The sequence below is a fragment of the Bartonella elizabethae F9251 = ATCC 49927 genome, assembly GCF_000518165.1.
GTDB lineage: Bacteria > Pseudomonadota > Alphaproteobacteria > Rhizobiales > Rhizobiaceae > Bartonella > Bartonella elizabethae.
The window spans coordinates 1-19,267 of the sequence record NZ_JADB01000024.1 but is presented as its reverse complement, the minus strand read 5'-3'; the positions used below and the strand labels follow the sequence as shown (position 1 = coordinate 19,267).

At 36.9% G+C, this 19,267-nt stretch carries 14 protein-coding genes and 4 pseudogenes; 8 read left to right on the top strand and 10 right to left on the bottom strand.

What is annotated here, in order from left to right:
• The first annotated feature begins 383 nt into the window (after nt 1-383).
• The 6 genes from ssb to T429_RS0108000 all read left to right on the top strand — a co-directional run bounded on the left by ssb (nt 384) and on the right by T429_RS0108000 (nt 3,649).
• The gene (ssb, locus tag T429_RS0108025; protein ID WP_026500956.1) at nt 384-821 is read left to right on the top strand and encodes a single-stranded DNA-binding protein; all 438 of its coding nucleotides are present in this window, start codon (nt 384-386) and stop codon (nt 819-821) included.
• A 15-nt stretch (nt 822-836) separates the two neighbouring features.
• Nucleotides 837-1,373: a hypothetical protein gene (locus T429_RS0108020; RefSeq protein WP_005773371.1), complete on the top strand. Its 537-nt coding sequence runs from the start codon at nt 837-839 to the stop codon at nt 1,371-1,373.
• 98 nt (nt 1,374-1,471) lie between these two features.
• Nucleotides 1,472-1,699, top strand: a complete 228-nt coding sequence (gene relB / locus T429_RS0108015) for a type II toxin-antitoxin system RelB family antitoxin (protein WP_005773372.1) — start codon at nt 1,472-1,474, stop codon at nt 1,697-1,699.
• Complete coding sequence (locus T429_RS0108010) at nt 1,683-1,952, top strand: type II toxin-antitoxin system RelE family toxin (protein ID WP_005773373.1); 270 nt, start codon at nt 1,683-1,685, stop codon at nt 1,950-1,952. Before relB ends, T429_RS0108010 begins: the two co-directional genes overlap by 17 nt.
• Before the next feature lie 187 nt (nt 1,953-2,139).
• Complete coding sequence (locus T429_RS0108005) at nt 2,140-2,475, top strand: hypothetical protein (RefSeq protein WP_005773374.1); 336 nt, start codon at nt 2,140-2,142, stop codon at nt 2,473-2,475.
• Between the two features lies 1 nt (nt 2,476).
• Nucleotides 2,477-3,649 carry a PBSX family phage terminase large subunit gene (locus T429_RS0108000; protein WP_005773375.1) on the top strand — a complete coding sequence of 391 codons (1,173 nt, stop codon included), beginning with the start codon at nt 2,477-2,479 and terminating at the stop codon, nt 3,647-3,649.
• 1,464 nt (nt 3,650-5,113) lie between these two features.
• Here the strand turns inward: T429_RS0108000 and T429_RS0107990 are convergent.
• The 10 genes and pseudogenes from T429_RS0107990 to T429_RS0107935 form a co-directional block, all read right to left on the bottom strand.
• Complete coding sequence (locus T429_RS0107990; protein WP_005773376.1) at nt 5,114-5,893, bottom strand: hypothetical protein; 780 nt, start codon at nt 5,891-5,893, stop codon at nt 5,114-5,116.
• Nucleotides 5,894-5,988: 95 nt separating this feature from the next.
• The gene (locus tag T429_RS0107985; RefSeq protein WP_005773377.1) at nt 5,989-6,609 is read right to left on the bottom strand and encodes a hypothetical protein; all 621 of its coding nucleotides are present in this window, start codon (nt 6,607-6,609) and stop codon (nt 5,989-5,991) included.
• Nucleotides 6,610-6,705: 96 nt separating this feature from the next.
• Nucleotides 6,706-7,479 carry an LbetaH domain-containing protein gene (locus T429_RS0107980; RefSeq protein WP_005773378.1) on the bottom strand — a complete coding sequence of 258 codons (774 nt, stop codon included), beginning with the start codon at nt 7,477-7,479 and terminating at the stop codon, nt 6,706-6,708.
• A 1,586-nt stretch (nt 7,480-9,065) separates the two neighbouring features.
• Nucleotides 9,066-14,039, bottom strand: coding sequence for a DEAD/DEAH box helicase (locus T429_RS0107970; RefSeq protein ID WP_005773380.1), 4,974 nt, complete (start codon nt 14,037-14,039; stop codon nt 9,066-9,068).
• A 429-nt stretch (nt 14,040-14,468) separates the two neighbouring features.
• Nucleotides 14,469-15,467 (bottom strand): annotated as a pseudogene (locus T429_RS10445) (DUF3987 domain-containing protein); the annotation flags it as partial.
• A 158-nt stretch (nt 15,468-15,625) separates the two neighbouring features.
• On the bottom strand, nt 15,626-15,898 hold the full coding sequence (locus tag T429_RS0107955) for a type II toxin-antitoxin system RelE/ParE family toxin (protein ID WP_005773383.1): 273 nt from the start codon (nt 15,896-15,898) through the stop codon (nt 15,626-15,628).
• The gene (locus tag T429_RS0107950; RefSeq protein ID WP_005773384.1) at nt 15,895-16,185 is read right to left on the bottom strand and encodes a CopG family ribbon-helix-helix protein; all 291 of its coding nucleotides are present in this window, start codon (nt 16,183-16,185) and stop codon (nt 15,895-15,897) included. Before T429_RS0107950 ends, T429_RS0107955 begins: the two co-directional genes overlap by 4 nt.
• Nucleotides 16,186-16,296: 111 nt before the next feature.
• Nucleotides 16,297-16,995, bottom strand: a pseudogene (locus T429_RS0107945) (DUF7146 domain-containing protein); the annotation flags it as partial.
• Between the two features lie 102 nt (nt 16,996-17,097).
• Nucleotides 17,098-17,298, bottom strand: coding sequence for a helix-turn-helix transcriptional regulator (locus T429_RS0107940; protein ID WP_005773386.1), 201 nt, complete (start codon nt 17,296-17,298; stop codon nt 17,098-17,100).
• Between the two features lie 210 nt (nt 17,299-17,508).
• Entirely contained in the window at nt 17,509-18,675 is a 1,167-nt protein-coding gene (locus tag T429_RS0107935; protein ID WP_005773387.1) for a tyrosine-type recombinase/integrase, read from the bottom strand.
• Between the two features lie 162 nt (nt 18,676-18,837).
• Between T429_RS0107935 and T429_RS0107930 the strand changes: the two are divergent.
• Together T429_RS0107930 and T429_RS09910 are read left to right on the top strand one after the other, a co-directional pair.
• Nucleotides 18,838-19,038, top strand: a pseudogene (locus T429_RS0107930) (transglycosylase SLT domain-containing protein); the annotation flags it as partial.
• Between the two features lie 11 nt (nt 19,039-19,049).
• Nucleotides 19,050-19,267, top strand: a pseudogene (locus T429_RS09910) (phage tail protein); the annotation flags it as partial.

The window sequence follows — 19,267 nt, the reverse complement described above, 5'->3', positions numbered from 1 at the left end:
AAAATAAAATTGAAAAGAATAAGGGGAACTGAAAAATCTTTTCACTACTAAAATACATACTTTGTGTATAAACACAAGTTTATTTCAAATATTTGATGATGATTGTTCATATGATAAAGCCGCGCCCTTTAAGAACGCGGCTTCTGTTTTGCGATGTATTTCTATTATCATCATTCATAAGTATTACGAACATCTCTTTTGTTGCACAAATCGTGTCAAAACGCAAGCAAATAAGTAAAATAAAAACATGATTCATTCTTTAGATTCAGTTTATTAAAACCATTTTTGCTTGTAATAATATAGCATAATGTGTTATATTGTTGTTATGTATCAGTTATTTTCGTTTCTAAGTACCATTTCCCATAAAAAGGATAGCAAAGCACATGCTTAATAAAGTGATGTTAATTGGTCATTTAGGTGCAAATCCTGAAAGCAAAACAATGTCCTCCGGTGTTGAGGTGGTTAATTTTCGCATGGCAACGTTTGAAAGCTATACAGACAAGGCAACCAATAAGAGAATAGACAAAACAGAGTGGCATTCCATTGTGGTGTTTAATCCACATTTTGCAAAAATAGCGCTTCAATACTTAAACAAAGGCAGCAAAGTCTATATCGAGGGGCAGCTTCAAACCCGTAAATGGCAAGATAAAAACGGTATTGACCGTTACACAACAGAGATCATTTTGCCTAAGTACAAAGGAGAGTTAAAGCTTTTAGACAACAAAAATAATGATGATCAAGAGCCGTCATCTGCTTATGCAAGCATTCACAGACCTCTTGATATGCCTACAAACTCTTTAAATGATGATGTTCCTTTTTAAACAGAAGGCGGTGTTGTGAAAGCAAATAAAAAGAGGGGACGCCCTAGAATCACAGGGCAGATAAGAGAAGCTAATGGTCGTATATCACGTGCAAAAGAACCGCGTGAAGCCATTGATAAATTAGCTATAGAAATGCGTGCAAAACGCTTTGGTTTAAATTTATATGACGCAAAAAATCCACTCGCAGGTACTTACATAGGGCGGCTTTGTTTGCAAGGTGTACTTACACAAGAGCAATATGACACTGCGCAACAGTACCTACAGATCAGAAACGACTACCTATGTGCAAAGGGATTGCCTAATGCAATTTATGACGAAATGCCGTCATCTTCTGATGATAAGGCAAGGGATAAATGGGTAAAATTTGCAACAGAGAAGTTTTTAAACACGCAAGAGGCAATAAAAGAAGCGCAACACCTCTATAGACATTACAATCTTTATGCTGCGCTACAGTCCCTCGTTATAGAAGATCAAGAATTATCGCATCTTGTGAGCTCATTACGGGTGGCTCTTAATGCGCTTCAGAAGTATTTTGATCAAAAAAGTAAATGATAAATGTTTTATGTATTTTTTGTAGCATGACGTGAAACGTTTTTCTGTACAATTCGTTATATTTGTATTACAGTGAATACAAATATGAGGATTACGTTATGACAATATCTATTCGGTTGCCTAGCGAACTTGAAACACGTTTGAATAATTTAGCTGCTAAGACAGGACGTACAAAGTCTTTTTATTTGCGTGAGATTATTGAACGTGGAATAGAGGAAGCAGAGGATTATTATTTAGCTTCACAAGTAAGAGAGCGCATTCGAAGAGGAGAGGCTACTTTTTATAGCTCTGAAGAGGTGAGGAAAGAGCTTGGTTTGGACGATTAGATATGAAAAAAAAGCTCTCAGTTTTTTAAAAAAATGCGATAAAAAAGAAGCGCGGCGGATTGTTGATTTTTTAGATCAACAGATTGCTTCTCTTGAAGATGTGCGTACAATAGGAAAGCCTTTAAGAGGCCAGTTATCAGGTTTGTGGAGATATCGTGTAGGAGATTATAGGATACTTTGCGAGCTTTATGATAAGGAGCTTGTCGTTTTAGTTTTGGCTGTTGGACATAGAAAAAATATATATAAAAGCTAATTTTACGAGTTTTTTATAATCGATGCCCCTTAAAATTATCAATATGTGTTATTTTAGTGTTGACAAAGTGTAGCAAATCGTATTTAATGACATTGCTGTACTTAGGCGTATTGTGTCTAGAGAGGGTGATGTACAGTCGAAAATCCCCGCAAATGCGGGGTTTTTTATTATCTGGAGGGCGTATTTTATGACATGCGAAAATACAGAACAGGCTCCAAAACCAAAAAGAAAGTTGAGACCAGCAAGGGCAGGTATGGGGCGTGTTAAAGGGGTTCCAAACAAGAATACACGTCTTCTTAAAGAGGCAATTATTAAAGCAGCTGAATTGGCAGGCAATAAGTATGGCAAGGAAGGGCTAATCTCTTATTTGGAAAAGCAAGCAGTCAAATGCCCCGCTGCTTATTTAGCATTGCTTGGTAAGGTATTGCCTTTGCAAGTAACAGGGGAGGATGGGGATGCAATTAAGGCAATAACGCGTATAGAAATTGTAGCGCCTGATTTTGAGGAAAATGCTTTAGAGTAAGATGACTGTAACGAAAGTTACCATAGGTCCGAAGCTTATTCCCATATTTCTAGGAAAAGCGTCAGTGCGTGCAGCTTGGGGAGGGAGAGGGTCTGGGAAGACAAGATCATTTGCTTTGATGGCAGCTTTAAGAGGCTATCAATTTGGTATGAAAGGGATATCGGGGACTATTCTTTGTGCGCGTCAGTTTCAAAATTCGCTAGCAGAGAGTTCATTGGAGGAAATTAAGCGTGCTATTGAATCGCACGATTTTTTAAAGAGCTATTACAAGGTCGGGGAAGCTTCGATTAAGTCGAAAGATGGTCGTATTTCTTTTCAGTTTTCTGGACTAGATCGCAATATTGCGAGTATTAAATCGATGGGGCGCATTTTGCTCTGTTGGGTTGATGAGGCAGAGCCGGTTACAGAGACAGCTTGGCAGACGCTTATTCCAACATTGCGTGAAGAGGGGGAGGATTGGCGTGCAGAGTTATGGGTAACATGGAACCCGTTACGGGATAATGCACCAGTTGAGAAACGATTTCGCTTTTCGGATAATGAAGCCATTAAACGTGTTGAGATCAACTGGTCAGATAATCCATATTTTCCTAAGATCTTGAATGAAGCGCGGCTTGATGACCTTAAAAACCGTCCAGAGACCTATAAACATATTTGGGAAGGGGCTTATCTTACAGCGGTTCAAGGGGCTTACTACCAAAAAGAGATGTTGGCAGCCGAGCAAGAGGGACGGATAGGGCGTGTTGCACGTGATCCATTGATGCAGATACGCGCCTTTTGGGATATTGGGGGAACGGGCGCTAAGGCAGATGCAACAGCGATTTGGATAGCCCAATTTGTTGGTAGAGAGATCAGAGTGCTGGATTATTACGAGGCACAAGGGCAGCCATTATCGGAACATATCGGCTGGTTACGGCAAAATGGTTATGAGAAGGCACTGATGGTTTTGCCGCATGATGGTGCGACCAGAGACCGTGTGCACAATGTAAGTTTTGAAAGTGCTCTCAATGATGCGGGATTTGAAACGCAAGTCATTCCTAATCAAGGAGCTGGTGCTGTCAAAATGCGAATAGAGGCAGTGCGGCGTATTTTACCTTCTGTTTGGTTTAACGAGGAGACCACAGTATACCTAAAAACACAACAAAGTCAATATGTTGAGTGTAATTATTTTATATGAATCCACTTAAGAATCCATCCTTTTATGCATGTTTAAATTGACCATTTTTTATATAAGATTGTCACGTATGAATAGAGCATAAAAAGCAAATCATGATGTAAATATTATAACGCATGTGTGCATTCAAATGAAATGAAAAGCAGCTATCATTCATAACAGTTCATAAATTTTATGATACGTTTTTATCACTCAAAAATCGCATTGTTTTAAAATTTAGTCGTTTGAAATTTTCAATAACATACGTTTAAAGAACACAGCTTGTTTTAAAGATTGGATTGCTAATCATATAAAAGGAACAAATTAACGTTCGCCAAAATTGGCGAGCGCAAAATCTAAAAATGTTATAGCAATATTAGATCATTCTATAAGAGGGTAATCATTTAAAACTGTCATAAGCTTATAGATTGAGTTCATTAAAGATTGCACAAAAGGATTTTAAAATAATGATTTTATAACCACGGTATTTTTTTACCGGAGTAGAAAATCAAGTTTTTTTGAAGAACAGAACTATATTCGCTTCCATAAAAAAATGGAGGCGCATAATGCCATAGAAGTAGAATACTATATACCTTAGACATGGTATAAAAAACGTTTTAAAAGTTATCGTTTAAAAATACGAAATCAAATGGAGTCACCCCAAAATTGGGGGCAGCTATTTAGATAAAGATAAGCAAGCAAAGTTCAAAACCATTGTAAGATCATAAAGGCATAGGATTTTACTAAATTTTGGAGTCAAAAGCGACAATATTTAAAGAATGCTTAATTCTAAAAATAACGCCCTCAAAATTGAGCCGGCTAATTTTTAAAGAAAAGTGAAAATACGTTTATGAGAACCTCTTTAAGGGAACGTTTAAACGTTTGAAACATAAAATGAGATGATTATAAAAAACGTTTCATTTACGAAAAAACAAAGATCTAGATTTCACAGCAGAGAAAGTCTTAAAAAACTTACATCGTATAAAAGCTGCTTTTAAAAACCAACGCTTATAACTGTAAAAAACGGATTTGTTACAGATATTTCCTTCATACGCATTGCGCTTCGATTATTGATATTACTTACCAAGCATTTTGCTTATAGAATGTAAGTTATTTCAATTCACTCAGCTCTATTTTGAGTTTAGTATTTTAAAACGTTTTAAAGAGGCGTTTTATTGATACGTTTGATAGCCATAACAAGCGTTTATAGACTTTCTCATTCAAATGAATGCTATCAAGATTATACCCATCGTTTACGGTTCTTTTGTTAAGTTTTCATAAAAACAATAAAGCGCTTGCAATATAATACGTTTTGTATATACGCATTCATTACTCCATTGTAGGTGATTATTAAATCATTAGAATCAAAATTTGAAAGCCGCGTCATATCAATTGGCACGGCTTTCTTTTTTTGGAGTTCTCTCTTTTATAATACGTTTTAAACAATGTATCTTATAATGCGTTAAAGGCGCCCCCCCATGCCCTTCCTTATTCTGTTTTATCAATAATCTTGATAACATGATCGCTTTCATAAACTTCACAATTTTTTGGTACCAACTTTTCTTTGCTTTTTTTGTTTATTTTTGCATTCCCATAAGCACGACCCCAGACCGTTGCACAATATGAGAGTTTTGCATTGCCATAAACAGAACCATAAACCTCACAAGAGCCCCCCACGTTAGCAGAGCCATAAACCTTCCCATAAATCTTTGCACGCCCCTTAATAACAGCATAATTATAAACCTTGGCATGGCTATAAATGCAAGCCGAGCCAGAAACATTGGCATGACCATAAACCCTTGCATAACTAAAAATTGCAGCATCATGAGAAACATGCGCATGGTCATAAATATGAGCATCAGCAAAAACGCGGGCGCCGCCACTCACATGAGCATTGCCATAAATATTCCCATAAACATGAGCACTACCATAAACAAAAGCATGATCATAAATTTTTGCATATTGAGAGATAAAAGCCTTGCCATAGATCTCACAATTCCCATAAACTTGACCACAGACTTGAGAATAATGCCGTATTTTTGCATTTTCATAAACACGAGCATGACCATAGACACAAGCATCATCATATACCCAGCAATTGCCATCATGGGATAAATTGACTTCCTTTTCAATAAAGCCGCCCAAGGCACCCGCCTTAACATCATCAAAATCTTTTAAAGCCCGAATGCGATAAAGATTTATAATATTTCGAGTAAGCGCATGTTTGATTTGTTTGATTTCGCTAGTTAATTCATATTTTTTAGACATAAGAATACCCTCACAATCTAATGTGATAAACGTTTGATAAAATTTGGAATGGAAAATTTGAAAGAGGGGCGCCCCCGCAAACACCCGCATATGATTTACGCAGCGTCTTTTATGGTTTGATCACAAATATTGATATGACCATTCAATTTTTGGGTATCTATATATGAATTACCAAAAACACTCACTTTATCGCAAATGTATGTATAGCCGGTAATTTTTGCATTTTCATAAATACAAGCATCATCACAAACCACAGCAAAAAACCAAACTTGAGCATTGTCATAAATTTTAGCATGCCCTTTTATAACAGCCCTATCAGATACCTCAGCATGATTCAAAACGCAGGCATGATCATAAACGTAAGAAGAACCACAAACTCTAGCATGATCAGAAACTCTTGCATTGTCATAAACACTAGCAAAATCAAACACCTTTGCATTATCGCAAACCATCGCATTATCGAAAACACTAGCGTAATCACAAACTGTAGCATTATCAGAAACATGGGCATTATTATAAACACGCGCCTCATTATACACCCAGCAAATGCCATCATGAGAGAGATTACTTTCCTTTTCGATAAAACCACCAAGATCACCAGCTTTTACATCAGAAAAGTCTTTTAAAGCTTTAATACGATAAAGAGTTGTAATCTCTTTAGTAAATATATTTTTAATTTGTTTGATTTCACTGGTTAATTTATATTTTTGAGACATAAGGATACCCTCACAATTGATATGTGATACACATTTTCTAAAATTTGGAATGGGAAATTTAAAAGAGAGGCGCCCCCGCCGCGCCCGCGTCATTATTTAAGCAGCATCAGTTTCATATTCGCTGTTATCATCATCATTATCATAATAGCCTTCAAAATCAGCATAATATTCATCACGATAATAATCATCTTCGCTACCAAATTCAGGATATTCATTATCACAGATATCTTCATTCGCTTCTAAAAAGGCATTGCTATGAATATAAGAAGAGCCAGAGATAAGAGCATCACAAACAACGGCATCATCAAAAACACGCGATTCATCACAAATGTAAGCAGAGCCACTTATTTTCGCATTGCCACCGACATGAGCATCATCACAAATGACAGCATTATCCGAAATATGAGCATGGTCAGTGACACGGGCATTATCATAAATTTGTGCATTGCCTTCAATAACCACGGCGTTGCTAGCATGTGCATTGCCCGACAGCTTTGCATTATCCTTTAATGTCATCCCTTCAAAAATAGCATTGCCATAAATTTGTGCATTGCCATAAACGTCTACAAAAAAGCTTTTTACTTTAGCATTTCCAAAGACCCGTGCATTTTGAAAGACCCGCGCTTTATTATAAACCCAGCAATTTCCTTCATGAGAGAGGTTATCTTCCTTTTCAATATACCCCCCGAGGTCACCTTTTTTGACATCATCAAAATCTCTTAAAGCTCTAATTCGCGTTAAGAAATGACCATCTACATAGTCACCATCATTAATAAATTCGTATTTTTTTGCAGGCTCTTGTTTGTTAGCAGGTACAGTTTTATTAGCAATTTTAGAGATAACGGGGGTGTTTTTTGAGATATATGTCATATTAAGATTCCTAGTTATTTAGAGTTTTGAAATTGACACCCTATAAGGGCGTCGGGCGCTCAAAACACGGTAACTAGTCCGTTGCTACGCTTTTCCCATAAGGGTATTGTATAGCGTAACTACACCCGACAAAGTCATCATATATGCTAATCACAGCATAAAAGATAGTCAGTATTTTAAAGGACATGGAAGAGGCTGTTTCGTAACCTATCCGCTAGTTATTAAGTGTTTTGATCACTTGGTTATTTATATAACAAAATACGTATTTATTGTCAATTAATTTATGCACTTTTTTGATATTTTTTATGATTTTTAAAACGCATTATGTGTAAATGTTTATCATATGCTTATTAAGTGCTTCTTTTGTATTATATGCTCTTAAAGGTATATTATAGGCTTTCTTAAACGATTGCGTTATTTTTTGAATCTATACATTTATAATATTTATAAACGCTCTCATCATGCGTATTTTTAACTTTATAACCTATCATATTTTTTACGAAATGGTTTTAAAGATTTCTGTTAATTTCTTTTAATAACACATTTGCAACTTAACAGCCTTTTGTAGGAACTATCTTTATAACCAATGCTTTCATTTGCATTGTAATTATGAAAGCCTGCTTTTTCACGCATTCTCTATAGCTGTTATATTCTTTATAGCCACCGCATCATTTTTCATTTTCACAAGAGAAAGAATAATTGTGATTTATAGCTTTTTATGAAAACATCTAAAAAGAGATTGATAACTATAGAGATTAGCAAAATCGCTTTTAATAGACTTTTGTCATTTTTGTCAGTTGTTTTTAGACCCTATAGTGTTTTTTTTAATGAGATAAAAATTAAAAACATTCTATTTCAATATGTTAGTATTTTAATGACACAATCTATATTGACAATACAACATTAAATACAACTGTAAATATATATTTGTCATTTTTGTCAGTAAATTGAACCGACAAAAGTGATCATTTTAGTGAGTGATTAAAACACGTCTTATGAAAGCATGTGTTCCCTTAAAGCCTTTCAAAAGAAACGATTTATAATCATAAGAAATGCTATCAAGATTATTATGATTATGAGTTTTGAAGGGGTTTTGAGTTTTGAAGGTTGCTGCTTTTAGATAAAAAAAATAGTAAAAAATAAAAACGTTATATTTCAAGTGGTTAATTTTTATCAAGTTTTCAAAAAACAATCTATAGTGATATAGAAACCTATAAATCAACTTTTAATATATGTTTTGAAGGTATTTTGAAGGTTTGAGAAACCTTCAAAACCTATAGCAAAATGAATATACATAACTCTTTTTAAACAGAGCTTTTGAAAAGGATAAATCTATCATTTGAGATTACGGTATAATCTTTTAAAGCCAATCCAAAAGAAGCGTATTCTATTTAAATGGGATTTTTTAAAAGTCTTAAGGCAATCCAAAGTAGAGTGTTTAAAAGTGCAAATGATTTCTTTTTAGAAGAACGCATATAAACACTCCTTTTAAGATAATAGGTAATCAGCTTAATAAAAGAGGTATAGTTATATTCTATACCCCTTATGAGATTAGCACCCCCATTATGTGAGCATGGTTTATAAGTTTATTCAGTTTCTCTAATTTCTAATTTTGGTAAGTTCTTAACGATTTTCATTGTTTCTAAACTTACAGTAATAACCCTTTGAAACAATTCTAGAGGATAGGCAGGGTTTCCAACGGTTTCAACAGCATAGCGATTGGCATCATTCACAATACCACTCTTTTTATCAGTCTTAACACATTGACGTCCCATAACCCATTCAAGGGCGGGCTTGCCATTGACGATATATTCATAAGCCTCAAGAGGAATGTCTGTTATAATGATGTTGCTGTTGTAAATAACAGTGGTTTTATCCTTTTCCTTACTATTCTTAACTTTTGCGAATTTCATTTCTTTAACGTAATAGAATTCCTCAGGATTAGAAATATCAGTTTGTTTCGGATTGCCTTTTTTAAAGGTCACTGGATAGGGGGCCACATCTTCATAGTTTACGTGCAAATGCCCTAATTCACGCCCTGCAGTCACAAATTTCCAAAAATCTTCAGCCGTCTTTACACAAGGGATACGAGGGAGTTCTTTGCATAAATTATCAGCATAACGGGAACGATAATCTTCTGAATGTAAGAGCCCGTAAACATAATAGAATAGATCATCTTTAGTGATAATCTCATTAGGATAAGCTTCTTTAAAATGTGCTAATCCCTCATCAGTAATGGCATCACGTCTTTGTAAACCAGCTGTTTTGCTATCTTCTGTAGCATTTGCAAATAAATAGGATTGTTCCTCATTTTTACTTTTTGAAACCGTAGTACCTTCATAAATATAGCGTGGAAAGCATTGACTACCACCTTCCATCATATTAAGATTAGGTAAATCCTTAGCCATAAGTACAGAAAAACCTTTCATTGCTCCTATGCCTGTAATTTGTATTACTCTATTTTTAACGGATTTTTCCATAGAGAATACACGCGGCATTTGATAAACTGCTTCATTAAAGACGCTATTGTAATAAAGCCATTGTTTTGTAAAAGGGCGATATAGGCTTTGAATAAGACATTTATCTTCAAATTCGGAAAAATTACCTCTTAATAATTCTCTTTTAAGAGTACTGCTCCAACTAATCTTTCTTACATCGGAATTGACGAAATCATTCACGATCTTTGCACGTGCTGTACGATCAGTATGTGAATAGGTATTATTTAAACGTTTTACCTCACTATTATAGAAGGCAATCATGTTATTCATATTTTTCTTTACAGATTCACGGCTTGAGTTATACGCCCAAACATCACGATTGGTTGAAACACCAAGAGAATAAGTTTCAAAGAGCTTTCGATCATGCCCCTTTTTGACACCTATAGCTAAGAATGTTTTGAAACTTTCATTACGTTGTCCAAGCCAATCACCGTGCTTGTCTGGTGTAATTATTTGCCAACCTTTTTTGCTCCGTGTAATACCATCAATACTACCAAGGGTCTCGATTATCGTAAGCTTTTCTTTTCTCGTGAGATAATCCCCAATATCATGGAAATATATTTTCCCACGCTGTTGAGGTTCTGGATTTTTCACGAGAATAGAGATAGCTATAGGGGCTCGAGAACCTTCTCCAAAAATTCCACCACTTTCTTTTTTGCGTTGTTCTCCAGAAGTCCGAGCATTTCCTCGTAAATGGAAAATATAAAGGCTGCTAAATTCTTCAACGAGGCATTTTCGTAAGCCCGTTGTAGAATGTCCAGTAATAAAACCGGCATTTGTAACAAAGCCGATTACCCCAGCATTATTAATACGGTCACTAGCCCAGCGGATAGCGCGGATATAACTATCATATAACTTTTGCGTACTAGTTGCTTCCGATTTAGCTATATAAGTCTCACGAATACGGTCATCTAGTATGGGATAAGGACTATTCTTTGCATTGTCATTTTCATTTTTTTGTCCAAATGAATAAGGAGGATTGCCAAAGATAACTTTGATATTCAGTTTTTTCTGGTGTTCTAAATATTCACTGTTTTCTTTAAATAATTTTTGTAGCAGTTTTTTTTCTTCAAGCATCCGAAACGTATCAGTTAAACCAATATGCTTGAATGGTATATAATCTCCTTTCATAAGACTATGATAGGTTGATTCAATGTTAATAGCTGCTATGTAATAAGCAAGCAAGACAATCTCATTGGCATGGATATCATGACGGAATTTATATTCCATATCCTCTGGTTTTATGAGATTGGATTGTAACAACCGTGTGATAAAAGTACCTGTTCCTGTAAAAGGGTCGAGAATCGAAACACCACGTGATCCTAGGCTTTTGCCAAATTCATTGCGTAAAACATCATCAACAGAGTGAATGATAAAATCCACAACCTCAACGGGGGTATAAACAATCCCAAGTCTATCCGTGGTTTTCTTAAATGCCTTGGCAAAAAAATCTTCATAAAGTTTGATAATAAGGTTTTGTCTTGCTTGGGGGGTGGTAATCCCAGAGGCACGGAATTTTACACTGTCATAAAACTCTTGTAACTCTTTCGAGACTTTCTTGATATTGGTTTTATCCAATTCAGCTAAGATCTTTTCCATCGCTTGAGAAATAGCATTGTTTTGCACAAATTCATTGCCATCAAATAAGGCTTCAAACACGGGGCGCGTTACAAGATGTTGTCCTAACATCTCAAGCGCTTCCTCTTGTTTGATTTCGCTGTTTAAGTTGTTTTGTAATTCTTTATGAAAGCTCTCAAAGGCATGATAGGCTTCACTGTTTTCATCGGATAGGATATCTTTAAGATGATTGATCTGGTTTTGTGCAATTTCAGCAACATTGCCAGCCCAAATGCCCCAGTAATCCGCAAGGGTAAATTTTTTAGCCAAAAGGGTTTTAAGGGCATTGGGAAACTCTTTATAAAAGGGTAATCTTCCTGTAACGCTATGAATGTATTTTTGTGGTTCATAGGCAGCTTTGCCAATATCAAGCCCCGTGCTTTCTGGTTTCTCATAAACATGGATTTTATCTTCAATCGTCGTCATACTCTTTAAGGCAGCAATCTCTAAAGTATGACTTACGTCTTGACCTAAAATCATCTGGTTAAGAGTTACTTCAAAGTTCTCATCATGAGAAAGCAAAGCATTGATCACTTGCCAAACAACACTGTATCTCTTGTTGTATTTTAAAACCTGTTCAGCAGAAACCCCAGCCGGTATCCCAACGGGTAAAATGATATAACCTCTCTTCTTGCCTGGTGAGCGACGCATAATACGCCCCACTGCCTGTATCACATCCACTTGGCTTTTGCGCGGGTGTAAAAACATAATCGCATCAAGAGCAGGAACATCAACACCTTCAGAAAGACAGCGCACATTGGTCAACACACGGCAGGCATGCTCCCCCGCATCTTCCTTTAACCAGTCAAGAGCTTCATTGCGCTTCTTGGCACTTTGTGTTCCATCAATATGCGCAAAGGTACATTGAAGAGGCGGGGTATCTTTATAGAGCTTATGAATACCAGACAATTCTTTCTGTATGTTTTGAGAATTAAATGTGTCACGGATACGTTCAGAGGTCTTGATATCTTTACAAAAAGCCAAAGCCCGCCGCATGGGGTTAGGGTCATCACTCAGATCAACTTTTAGATCTATTTTACTCAAGGCTTGATAACAACCTATGATCTTGGTCTTATCATCAAGAATAAGTTCATAATTCTCATCGGTCATCAGATGTTGAATGGATTCACTCACTTCCTCTTCATTAACACCCAAAACAATAATCTTATAAGGAACTAAGAGCTCATTCTTAACGGCTTTAGAGAATGTATAGGTATAAAGCTCTTTTCCATAAAGCGCTTCATCATCCATAGATGCCAGAATGCCATTCATCTCATGGGCTTGTTTTTTGGCATGATCAGCAAAGATCTTTGGGGTTGCTGTCATATACAGACGTTTTTTGCCCTGAATGATGCTGTTGTCATGAACCTTGATAAATTCAGATTCATGCTTGTCTGTTCCTAATACAACCCCCGTGGTCCTATGGGCTTCATCACAAATGATCAGATCAAATTCGGGTAAATCATGCTCTTTTTGCGCATCCGAAATCACTTGAATAGAATGGTAAGTCGAAAAGACCACAGTCATCACATCAAGAGAGGTTTTATTGGCTTTACGCGCAAGCTCTTCAGCATCCGTAGTAGCCGGTAAAACAAGATCAGAAGCATCAAGACCAGATTCATCATCATGTTTGCCTTTACGACGCTTGCCTACTTGTGTATCAGAACACACCGCAAAGGAACGCAAGGGGATTTCTGTATCAAGGGTCCATTCACGAATGGTTTGTGACATCAAAGCAAGAGAAGGCACCAAAAACAATACACGCTTGCCTTGACCTGCTATAGTCTCTGCTATTTTCAGGCTTGTGAAAGTCTTGCCTGTACCACATGCCATAATCAGCTTGCCACGGTCTGCTTCTTGTAAACCTTCACAGACCTCTTTCAGCGCTTCCTTTTGATGATCTAAAAGCTTTTTTTTCGGTTGTTCTTTAAGGACAGCTTGTCCTCTTTCTTTATAAGCGCCCCAATCAATTTGACTGTTTTCTAAATCAAACAGATTAATCTGTTGAATGCGAACTTCTTGACCATCACAAGTGTTGTTAGCATTATCACTCCAATTGCTTTCAGTACTATCAACTAGAATACGACGCGTAAAAATCTTTTTTCCAGAAGCAGCGATAAAACTATCAATATCTTCTTTTTTAATGATGTGAGCAGCATCATAGCATTTACATTGAATAGCCGCATAACCTCCTTGATCACGGATTGTAGCCACCAGATCAATGCCGATATCACGCCCATCTTCATCATGGTCCTCAGCCCATTCCGAATAAGTCTGAACCTTTTCGTATTCTTGCTTTTGCAAGGGGTCTTCAGACAGATAAGTCTTTACAAGATTTTCAAACAAAGTTCCTAATTCACGGGGTGATTTTGCCTGTTTACGATAATATTCCAACAAAGAGCGTAGCGTGACGTGTTCATTATCAGACTTAACAGATTGCAGCATATTACAACAGAGCTCCATTTTGGTATGAGAGGGTTAATTCTTATCAAAAGAATCAAAATGAAGCTTATTAAATCCATTTTGAGCGAAATGAGAAAAAAATGCAGAAAAATGCGAAAAAACGGATAAATTTTTTCAAAAGGGTTTTTAAAAGGCACTTTATCCACAGCCTATGACGCATGGTTAGATCAGCAAAGAAGTGGAATTTGCTTATCGTTTGATGTGTTAATCAGACAAATACACTATGGTCTTTTAAAACATCATAATGAGTATTTTGATAAGTTTTATAACAAATTCTACAGAGAGATTTTGAAGGTTTCTCAAACCCTCAAAATCTTCAAAATACTCAAAACTAAGAGATAGGAAGACTTTGAAGGTTCATTTTTGAATATAACGTTATAAATGTAGTGTTTTATAAGATTTCCAGATTGTCTATTGTGGTGTCTTATAACTTTTGGCTAAAGGATTCCATTCATAGCGTATGGTAGGTCGACCGCTTTTAGAGCTATTATCACTTGCTATTTCACGAATATAGTTACAACGGTATAAGAGCTCTAAAGCTTGCTTAACGGCTTGATTGTCTTTTAAAGAACTCCAACTTCTTTGATGAATATCACGTAAAGTAAAACCATCGGGTAAACAATCACAGCGTTCGACAATCAATTTTGCACAATCTTCTATAGAGGCATTCCCCGCCGCATAAAGTCTTTTGACATGGCTTAACAGATATTTTTCCCAACGCAATGCTGTTTGAAGAGCACCTTTATTGATTTCAAAACGCCCCCCTTCGGTCAATTCAAAAATCAAGGCAAGGCTTGCTATGGTCTTAGGCATTTTTAAAAGATGCGATTGTAAGCTTTCAGAAAGGTTATTCCCTTTAGCTTCTTTAAAAATCTTTTGCATCCATTCACGAAAGATCTCTTGAGCATCAGCAGAAAAACGCATGACAAGCGGGTGTTCTGGAGAACCAAGGGGTTTATCATAAAGAGAATGAAACACCCCTTCATAAGTTTTCCATGCCTCTTGATTAGGGTGTCTATCAACTCATTGCCAATCTTTTGTCTCATCGGGCCACACCAGCATTTGAAACCGTTGCAATAAACCATCATCGTTTATTCCACGGTGCATGGCTTGAATAATGGGAATAATCCGTGAAGGTTGAATGCCCCCAATAACAGAAAGGGTTGCATTGGGAATAAAAATGGTTCCACGCTCTATACGGTCATAGGTAAATTGATCATCTCCATTGAAAGCTGTTAAATAGAAAGAACGGTCTGTTTGATATTCCTTTCTCTCCAAATTGGCTAAAAAACCAGATAATTCATCACGAACCAACAATAGACCACGGGGGTTTTCTTTTAACAGTTCCCCAAGCTTTTCAAACGTGACATCATTGACGATAAGACGTCGTTTATTAAGCGTGTCATCATCATTTTTACGAGTAAAAAACTAAGTGGTGTGCAAAGTAATTATGCTAATCATATTCGCAACATTAGAAAAATAATAATTTATCATTACTTACTGATACAGAGCGCAGTATTGTAAAAAATAATTTGCTTCAATTACCAAATAAATAAAAATACAGTTGATTAAGGAAATTTTTGCTTTGTATGAAGCACACGTAAAATACGCACAACGCCATTTGAAATATCATAAATCATGATATAATTTGGATTTACAATAAGTTCACGTGTATTTTCAATTCGTCCTAAACGACCAAGAGTAGGAAATTTAACAAGTTTTTCTACCTTTTCAGATAAAAGTTGATCAAACTTTAAGGCAGCAGAAGGATTATCTTGTGATATGTATTCACGTATCTTTTTGCGGTCAACGTGTGCTACTTGTGTCCAAATTAGCTTCATAAAGTTGATCTATCTAGTTTACTTTGTATTTTTAAGCGCCATTCCCTTGCTTCTGCTTCGATTTCTTCAGAAGATATTATATCGCCCACATTAGCAGAATTTATCCCTAATTGAACTTGTTCTCGAAACCATAAATCATGTGCACTTTTTTCTTTTTGTTCTTTTACGATTTCGCGCATATAATCCCGCAACAATTGTGCACCAGATCTATCGCATGCCTTTGCTGCTTTAGAAAATTCATTTTTTAATACATCATCAACGCGAAAGGTAAATGTTGTTTCAGCCATTTTACCACCCCTTAATGTGTTACAATATAATTCTAATGTAATACATTTTTACTATTTCTTCAATAGCTACTGTTAGAATAGATATTTTATATCTATTTTGCATTTTCATAGACTTGAAAGAGACGCCCATAAATTCACGGGCTCTGATAACAAACCAGACAGCAGCGCCAGCCCCGTTTCAATTCTCACACAAATAACCAGATGTTTTGGATTGTCTTGGCTTAAATGCACAGCACCGCCCATGACAGATCCCAACATGGCTTTTGCTAGTTTCTGATCTGTTTTGCAGCCATTGGTTTGTAAAAAGGTTCTATGAATGGCAAAAGAGCCAGCCCCCTTAACAAGAGCAACCAACGCGGGCAGTGTCATTCCTAATGGGTGCGGACATTTATCGTGAAAGCGTAAATCAGCAGGCAATTCACATGTGATCCCCCGCATGCGTAAATAGGTTTCTGCTAAAGTATCTTTTATTGGTTGGCTCTGTTGCCAAATCTTTTTTGCTCTTTCTGCTTTCTGTTTTGTTCTTTTAAGATCAGTACAAAACTGTTTTGAGAAAGAGAGCCTATGATCATAAGTTTTATCAACAAAGGCTTGTTTCTCAAGCAAGCCAATTCTTCTAAGCGCTTGTATGATCTCTTTAAAAGAGCAGCCAGCATAACAAGTGAGTAAGAGACGCCCATCATGTCCATTAGAAAGAGATAAGCTAGGCAATTGATCATCATGGGCTGGACAGCGGGCTGTTCCATAACGCCCATGCCAAACCCCCGGCACAGCACGTGTAATGCCTCGAGCATTTGTATCAGAAGACATTTTTTGATCCTATAATGATTGCATCATAGGACGGACTCTGCTATTTGTAAGCTTCGTGTGAAAATGAAAAGCCTTGTCCATCCTTATGTGACAAGGTTTTTTTTATGCCGCATCACTTTGACGCTGCTGTTTTGCTTGTTCGATAACATTCAAGAGATCCGATTGTAACCAACGCGATAAAAAACCAAATTTTAAAGGCTTTGGTAAAGAGCCATTGGTCACATGACGACGGAAAGTTGAGACACTCATATGAAGCAATTTTGCACTTTCACGGTCTGTTAAAAGAACATCATTTTCTATCATAGTAAAATCCTTTCAAAAGTAAAAAAATGAGAACAAATCATGCCTATTTATTAAACACATTTTGGTTCATTTTTGAAGGTATTTTATTCATAGAAAATAATATTTTATCATATAAAATATCACGTGATACTTTATGATACTTATTGAGAGAGAATGAGAGAAAAGAGAGCTAAAGTTATCCACAGATTATGGGGTTATGCACCCCATATCTTAAGATTGACCGGTGACATAAGCCGTCCAGTTATCCATATAAACACGGCGCTGTTCTAAATAGTCTGTACGACGATAGGCACACTCTACTTTGCCGCCTACCGTATGACTTAGAATAGTTTCAGCGACCTCATAGGGGGCATCGGTTGTTTCAGCGAGCCAATTGCGTAAACTAGAACGAAATCCATGCGGGCAAGCTTCAAGTCCAATTTTTTTCATATATTTTGCCATACAACTATCATTAAGGGGACCCCGACCAGTTGCAGAAAAAAAGAAATCATTGCGAGAAAGCAAGCGCGCTTGTTTCAAAATGTCTAATGCTTCTGTTGATAAGGGAACACGAAATTCTGTTGTAGCATCACGCCTTCCTTTCATATTCTCAGCAGGGATAGTCCATATATCCCCCTCAACTTGATCTTTATGAATATGACACAAAGGATTGGTACGAACGCCTGTAAGAATAAGCAAACGCAAAGCCAGTTGTGTTAGGGTTGATGCTTCGCAAAGCGTTTTATAAAAAGCAGGAACATCTTTCCAATCCATGGCTGGTCTATTAGTGATCTTATGACGTTGTTTACCTAAAAGAGCACGCGCTTTTTCTGTTGCTTGTAAATCAACATTCAAACCTAAGGCAGCCGCATGTTTGAGACAAAGATTGAGACGGATAAGAGCTCTACGAGCTCTTCCAGCTTTTGTATGCCAAATAGGAGCGAGTGTGTTGCGTATCTCTGTTTGGGTAATTTCTGAAACCGGCAGACAGCCTAATTTAGGGAGAATATGAAGGCGTAATGGTAAAAACCAACTTCCATCTTTTCCATCCCCTTTTAATTCAGCTTTACGACTTTCAAAAGCATCCAACGCGATATCTTTTAAATAATGGAGATTACTTATTGCCTCACGCTTTTGTTTCTCACGTTCTTTAATGGGGTCACGCCCTTCACGAAGAATAGAGCGCCACCCATTTGCCAATTCACGGGCTTGTTTTAAAGAAACATCTCGCAACGCTCCCAAGCCCATTTCACGGCGCCGACCATGAATGGTATAACGATAAATCCATTGAGCACCTCCATCTTTACGCTTATGAAGAAGCAAGCCAGCACCATCATTATATTTGCCAGCCCCCAATGTTGCGACAGCCCTTGCATTAAGACGGTTCATAAGGACCATTTTTACTCCTTTCTTGTATAAATTTGATCCACACACTCATCCCGCTTGTTATGTGCAAATGAGTGATTTTGATTGATGCAACATAAACAGATTTGAAATGAGAGAATCTTACGTTATTCGGGGTTCTCATTCAATATGAATAACGCTAGATTATCATTATAAATCAATATGTTGTCTCAGATGTATGGTGGACAGCCTTATAGAGCAAGCCCTATCGCGCGAGGGGGCGTTGGCAATAGAGAGAACTTGCTGGAGGTTTTACGGGCATTATTAGCGTCACAGGAAGAGCCTTTGGAAGAAGAAGAGCGTGAAGATGATAATCCTTTGATGACGCAATTCATGCGGACATTTTACGGAGTTTAGGGTTCTAGGATATGTCAACGATTTATGATTGGTCGCTAAGAGCGGCGGATAACACGCGTGCGGATGCTTTGATTGATTGGTCAGAAGGGCAGCACCCTAGCACAGTCAATAACAGCGCCCGTGTGATGATGCAGCGTGTCAAGGAATACTTGTTAGATGTGGGTGGAACGCTTGAAGGGATTGTGACGAATGATCATGCGCAACAAACAACAGCGATCAGTCTTCAAAG